Origin of the sequence: Moorena sp. SIO4G3, from assembly GCF_010692305.1 — a bacterium.
GTDB classification, from domain to species: domain Bacteria; phylum Cyanobacteriota; class Cyanobacteriia; order Cyanobacteriales; family Coleofasciculaceae; genus Moorena; species Moorena producens_A.
On the sequence record NZ_JAAHIG010000464.1, the window covers coordinates 1 to 6251 of the forward strand.

Sequence of the window (6251 nt, forward strand, 5' to 3'; positions counted from 1 at the left end):
TCTTAGACGTAACCATTAAAGCAATTCTGTCTGCGGAGGGAATCCCTATACTCCCCTGGGGAGTTGGTAAATGGATCGGAAATCGGGGAAAACTATTATATAAGCTCTTGGAAGACAAGAATTTTCCCAAGCTTTTTCTAGGAGACAATGGTGGACGTCCTGTATTCTGGTCACGACCAGTTTTGTTCACACAAGCAGAGAAAAAAGGATGGCGGATCTTACCAGGAAGCGATCCACTTCCTTTGGCTTCTGAATCTTGTCGTCCTGGAAGTTTTGGATTTACTATCCAGGGTTCCTTGAGTTCAGAAAAACCAGGAAAAGATATCAAGGAAATGCTACTGAATCCTATGACAGCTATTCAGGCCTATGGTTCTCTAGAAAACCCCTGGCGATTTATTCGTAACCAATTAGCAATTCGGTCTAGAAAAAATAGCAATTAAAAATAAACAAATGACTAAAGGAATTTAACAGTGGTTTCTACAGGTGATTTTCCCGAAACAGCCGATATCGAAACATCTTCTGAGGATTATGCCTCCCGTTTTGCTGGGGAAATTGGGGCTTGGCTACTGAAAGTCCAGGAAGAGGCAACCTTGAAAATGCTGACTCCTTATCCTAAAGCCACCATCCTTGATGTGGGAGGAGGACATGGTCAACTGACCGGGGCTCTGATTCAAAATGGTTATCAATTAACTGTGCTTGGTAGTGCAGATGTCTGTAAGGGGAGGATTCAGAATTTTATTGATGCTAATCTTTGTTCATTCAAGGTGGGCAATGTTTTGGATCTCCCTTACCCAGACGGAGCGTTTGATGTTGTGATCAGCTATCGATTCCTTGCTCATGTCACTCAATGGCAGTCTTTTTTAACAGAACTAAATCGAGTAGCAAAGCAAGCAGTAATCCTAGACTATCCTACAGTGAGGAGCGTAAATGCTATTGCCCCCTATCTATTTAAGTTCAAGAAAGGGTTGGAAGGAAATACACGAGAGTTTATCTGTTATAAAGAACATGAGCTTCTAGAATTTTTTAAATCTATTGGTCTGAGCAAAGCTGAGCGCTATCCTCAATTTTTTGTGCCTATGGTACTCCATCGCGCTTTAAAATCTCCTAGCTTATCTTCATTTATGGAGAAGTTAGCTCGACTATCAGGCTTGACTAATTTGTTTGGTTCACCAGTAATTTTAAAGCTTACCAAGACTTAAGCCAGATGCCGATTAAAATTAATTGTATAAACTTGCTTGGTGAAATTCCAATATTTTTTAGGTTAGCTCAGAAAGTAGAATATGGAAGATACTCAATTCAAACTCCCAACTGGCAGTCGCGTCTTAGTGACTGGAGCTACAGGGTTTACAGGTTCAGTTCTTGTACGTAAATTAGTGGCACAAGGTTTAGATATCGTCGCTATTGCACGTCCTAGTTCTAAACTTGAGCCTTTCAATGACCTTAAAATTCAATGGATTAGAGGGGATGTTTTTGATGAAGAGTTAATCAAGAAAGCCATAAAAGGAGTTAACTATATATTTCATATTGTAACTCCTTTTCGAGAAGCAAAATCTGCTGACAATGTTTACTATAATGTCCACGTTTTAAGCACACAATTGCTAGCCAAATACGCTTTAGAAGAACCAGATTTTAAGCGTTTTGTTCACGTTTCAACAATTGGTGTTCATGGTCATGTCGAAAATCCTCCTGGTGATGAAAATTGTCCAATGAATCCTGGAGATATATATCAAGAAACCAAACTAGAGGGTGAACTGTGGATCAGAGATTTTGCTAAAAAGGAAGGCTTACCAGTCACTGTGGTTCGACCCTCAGGAATCTATGGTCCTGGGGAGAAACGGTTTTTGAAAATTTTCAAAATGGTTTGCCGTAAGTGGATACCAATAATTGGCAATGGCAGTAACTTACTGCACTTAATTCATGTTGATGATTTGACCAATTTTTTTCTGCTATCAGCAACCCATCCTAAAGCAGTGGGAGAAGTTTTTATTTGTGGCAGTAAGGAGGCTATTACTTTCAAAAAAATGGTCTATATTATTAGTGAATACTATGGACTTTCCTTTAAATTTATTAGTTTGCCAGGTGCTCCACTGTTTGCCTTAGGGGATTTTTTGGAATTCATCTGTCGTCCCCTGGGTATAGAACCACCTATTTATAGAAGACGGCTAGCGTTTTATACGAAAGACCGTTCATTTAACACAGCAAAGATGATAAATTTACTGGGGTTTGTGCCTGTCCATTCCGATGAAGAAGGGTTAAAGGAATTAGCCCAATGGTATCTTGACCAAGGATGGATATCTCTTTGATTTGGGTTAATGGGGATTCAATCAGTGAAAACTGGCTGGTTATACTGAATGAGTAAGTTGAATCATTAAGCTCTGATTATTATTATTCCTAAATTTTTGTCACAACTATTGGGATAGTTAATCCCATGAAAACGTAAGAATTTGCTAGTGATTGAGTAAAAAATGAAAAAAATTACAGTTCTCGGTAACTTTTCAGGTCGCAATGCGGGAGATGCTGCTATTTTAGGCAATCTGCTCGATGATATTGCTGCAGCACATCCCGATGCGTTGTTTATAGTACCAACTCTCAACCCACGCTTCGTTAAACGTCATTTTGGCCACCACAATATCAAGGCACTTGGATTAATGCCTTGGAATGGTGCTGTTAAGATTTTTGGTTTGCCAACTTTCCGAGCAATGTTGCAAGCTGATCTGGTGCTAGTAACCGATAACATTCTGTTTGATCGCAAGTTACTCAATCCACTGTTTAACTATCTCTCCACAATTTCCTTAATCGCCCCAGCTTGTAAGGCACGCGGTATTCCGATCGCACTTTACAACGCCAGTCTAGGACCAATTACCACATCACTGGGCAAGTATGCTTTGCAAAGAGTTCTTGATGCTAGCCCAATGCTGATCCTGCGAGATGAGCAATCAAAGCAACTGCTTGACCAACAGAAACTGAATTACCAGGACGTTTACATCAATGCGGATTGCGCCATCAACACTACCCCGCCACCAACAGAACGCATGGAGGAGATCATAGGCAAAGAGGGGCTTTTCAAAAATCCGAAAGGCACTATTGGTTTCAATATCAATGCCTACATCGATAACTGGCGCAAGGATAACAAGACTTTTGGGCGCGAACCCTTTTTGCAGGCAATCGGGTCTACTCTCGACCGACTGATTGAGGAATTAGACATTGAGATTATGTATACCATCACCCAAGTCATGGATACCAAGATTACCAACGAGAGTTTGAAGTATGTCAAGCGACGCGATCGCATCCGGGTAATCAGTAATGCGACTTACACCTACCAGGAAATTGCTGGCTTGCTACAGCGGGTAGAAGTCCATGTGGGGATGCGGACTCATTCCGTAATTCTGGCTTCAGGAGTTCTCACCCCTGTAGTGGCCATTAACTCCTACCCTAAAACAGCAGGCTTCATGAAAACCATTGGTCAGGACAACTGGTTGATCAACTTTGATGAACTAACCACCAATACCTTGACAAATTTAATTAAGTCTGCTTGGGAACAGCGTCATGAAACGCGAGCGGCCATGACACCACTGGTGCAGCGGGAGCAAGCTAAAGCCCGCAGTAGCGTTGAACTGGTGAGCCAATTGTTGGCCCAGGGGCAGCAATCTGAGGTGCAAGTTACCGCTTGAGCCATTGTCTACTCATCCTTTGAGTACAGAGAGGTAAAATTATTTGAAAAAATCGAAGGCAACAGAATTAAGCATGTCTGAAGATGGCTATTTGCCACTTCACAAACAGCAGCAGACTGAGCCATTGTATGTGGTTCCCAAGGATCTGTGTACCCGCTGCGGTGCTTGCGATCCCATCTGCCCTGTAGACTGCATTTCCTTTGACGAACACCGATACCCAGTTATTGATACTAAAACCTGTGTTGACTGTGGACTCTGTGTAAAAGTTTGTCCGGGTATAGACTTTGACTACACTGCTCAGTATAAGAAAATGTTCGGCGTTGAGCAGGCACCAGAGGGGCTTGGTGGCATTTACGAGAGCGCCTTTTTGACTTTCGCTAATAATCCCCAGGTGCAGGCAGAAGGTAGTGGTGGTGGACTCGTTTCCCAACTGCTGATTGGTATGGTCAAAGAAGGGATAATTGATGCTGCCCTGACTGTGGGTTATGAGCCCGATGATCCCATCACACCCACACCTGTGATTTGCCGCACCGAGGCAGAAATTCGCGCCACGGCTGGCTCCAAGTATTGTGTTGTACCCCATGCCAAAGTCATACGTGACGTCAAAAAACTGGAAGGCAAGTTTGCCTTTGTCGGTGTAGGCTGTCAGATTGAGGGTTTACGCAAATTGGAGAAGGTCTATAAGCCTTTGGTACGTCGGGAAATCTTCACCATTGGCTTAGCTTGCCACGGCACCCTAGAAAAAGAAGGTACTACTGAGTTGCTATCCCACCGTCGTCTTCCCCAAGAGAAGATCAAGCGGTTCTTCTATCGTGGTGGTAACTTCCCTGGCAAGTTTCAGATCGAAACCCTTGATGGTCAGCGCCTCGACCTGCACAGGTTTGATTACAAGGATGGTGCCTATAATTACCTCTACCATCTCTATACACCCCAGCGTTGCCTGATGTGTCCTGACTATAGTGCTGAGTTTGCGGATATTTCAGTTTCCGACTTCTGGGTGCGCGGTGAGGATGGCGAGTACCTACACCCGGAAGGTACAAGCATGGTCATGTGCCGCACGGAACGTGGTCAAAAGATTCTACAACAGATGCGTGAATTGGGCTATATTACCGCTATGCCTTTAGGTAAGCAGGAAGTCGAAGCCAGTTTTGATCACCTCTACCGTGACAAACGTGTCTCTCCCTTCGTGCGTATCCAGTGGCGTGAAGCCCAGGGAATATCTGCACCCCAGTACCATTTACCGATTTCCCCACCAACTAAAGAAGACCACCGTCACGAGGGTTTGCGTCAGGCTACCTTTATTTTCTCTAAGCGCAAATGGATGCGCCAGTTGATGCTGGCCATCTTTTTCTCACGGTTCGGGGAAGTGTTTACAGCAGTGAAAATGCGCTACAAAGCCTTCAAGGCTGCACGGCGATTACGCAAACAAGCAAAACAAAAGCAAAACCAAGACCCAGCCTTGGATACCCAATAAATAATTTAGATCAAGTAAGTAAGGTAAATCTAATGATCAGTATATAGCAGTCCTAAATGATTCATGAAATATATTGGCCAAAGCGAACGCTATAACCCTTGCCCAGCAACGATTCCAGATTTTGCTGATTTTACAAATGATTTAGGATTGCTATAGATGAGCAAAACTCCAAAACCTCAATCTGGTAATAGTAGATAGTAAACCAATTACCAATTACTAATTATCAATTACTAATTATCAATTACTAATTACCAATTACCAATGAAAAATCTTTAACAAGCTCTTGGAATGCCGAAAAACTCGACACTACGTTTTGTCCGCATTGCTGGCACAACTGCACTACTAGTATATGTTGTTCACAAGGCAGGGCTGTTCAGCGCTGACGGACGGCGGGATTTGTTAGACACCTTCGTTCACGTCAAACCACCATTTTTGTTGGCATCGATTGGGTTTGGGCTGTTGCTTAATCTATCTAGCGCCTTCAAGTGGTACATGCTTTCGCGCTCTCGTGGCTTGGCAGTTAATCTTTGGCGACTGTTTGCTTACTATATGGTTGGTCAATTCTTCAATCTGGTGCTGCCAAGCAGCATTGGGGGCGATGTAGTCCGCATGCATCAATTAGGGCGCTACACTGGACGCTACGCCGATGCCGTAGCCTCAGTCTTTGTGGAACGTTTCACTGGTTTGGCCACCCTGGTCGTGTTAGCAATGGTGGCAGTAGTGGTCAACCTGCATCTGTTCAACCTGCCCTGGTTGACTATTGGCCTTGCCATCGGGTCAATAGGCATTGCATTGATCTGCTGGTTGATTATTGACGAACGACCATTCCGGTTGACCCAGAAGCTATTGGCAAGGCGTGTACCCTTGCTGCAGAAACTCTTCGCCAAGATTGAGAAATTTCGGCAAGCAGTGCTGGCCTATCAGAGTGACCCAGGGGCACTATGGGGGGCTCTAATTAATTCTCTAATCTTCTACTTCTTAGCGGTCATGAATGTCTGGGTTAGTGCACTTGCCTTCGGCTCCAAAAACAATTATATTTAACTTCAAGGTAAGTAAAGGTTGTAAATGTTTGACTACTGCAAATTAAAAGCTTTTCCATATTACAT

Annotated in this window: 5 protein-coding genes and 1 pseudogene; all 6 read left to right on the top strand. The window is 43.5% G+C overall.

Going from position 1 to position 6251, the window contains the following annotated elements; translation table 11 throughout:
- Nucleotides 1-440, top strand: a pseudogene (locus tag F6J99_RS40080) (hypothetical protein); the annotation flags it as partial.
- A gap of 30 nt (nt 441-470) precedes the next feature.
- On the top strand, nt 471-1199 hold the full coding sequence (locus F6J99_RS40085; RefSeq protein WP_293121730.1) for a class I SAM-dependent methyltransferase: 729 nt from the start codon (nt 471-473) through the stop codon (nt 1197-1199).
- Between the two features lie 81 nt (nt 1200-1280).
- Nucleotides 1281-2303 (top strand): NAD(P)-dependent oxidoreductase, encoded by a 1023-nt coding sequence (locus F6J99_RS40090; protein ID WP_293121732.1) that lies wholly within the window; start codon nt 1281-1283, stop codon nt 2301-2303.
- 162 nt (nt 2304-2465) lie between these two features.
- Nucleotides 2466-3671 carry a polysaccharide pyruvyl transferase family protein gene (locus tag F6J99_RS40095; RefSeq protein ID WP_293121734.1) on the top strand — a complete coding sequence of 402 codons (1206 nt, stop codon included), beginning with the start codon at nt 2466-2468 and terminating at the stop codon, nt 3669-3671.
- Between the two features lie 43 nt (nt 3672-3714).
- Nucleotides 3715-5145, top strand: coding sequence for a Coenzyme F420 hydrogenase/dehydrogenase, beta subunit C-terminal domain (locus F6J99_RS40100; protein ID WP_293121737.1), 1431 nt, complete (start codon nt 3715-3717; stop codon nt 5143-5145).
- A gap of 288 nt (nt 5146-5433) precedes the next feature.
- The gene (locus F6J99_RS40105) at nt 5434-6186 is read left to right on the top strand and encodes a lysylphosphatidylglycerol synthase transmembrane domain-containing protein (RefSeq protein ID WP_293121739.1); all 753 of its coding nucleotides are present in this window, start codon (nt 5434-5436) and stop codon (nt 6184-6186) included.
- Nucleotides 6187-6251: the final 65 nt, after the last annotated feature.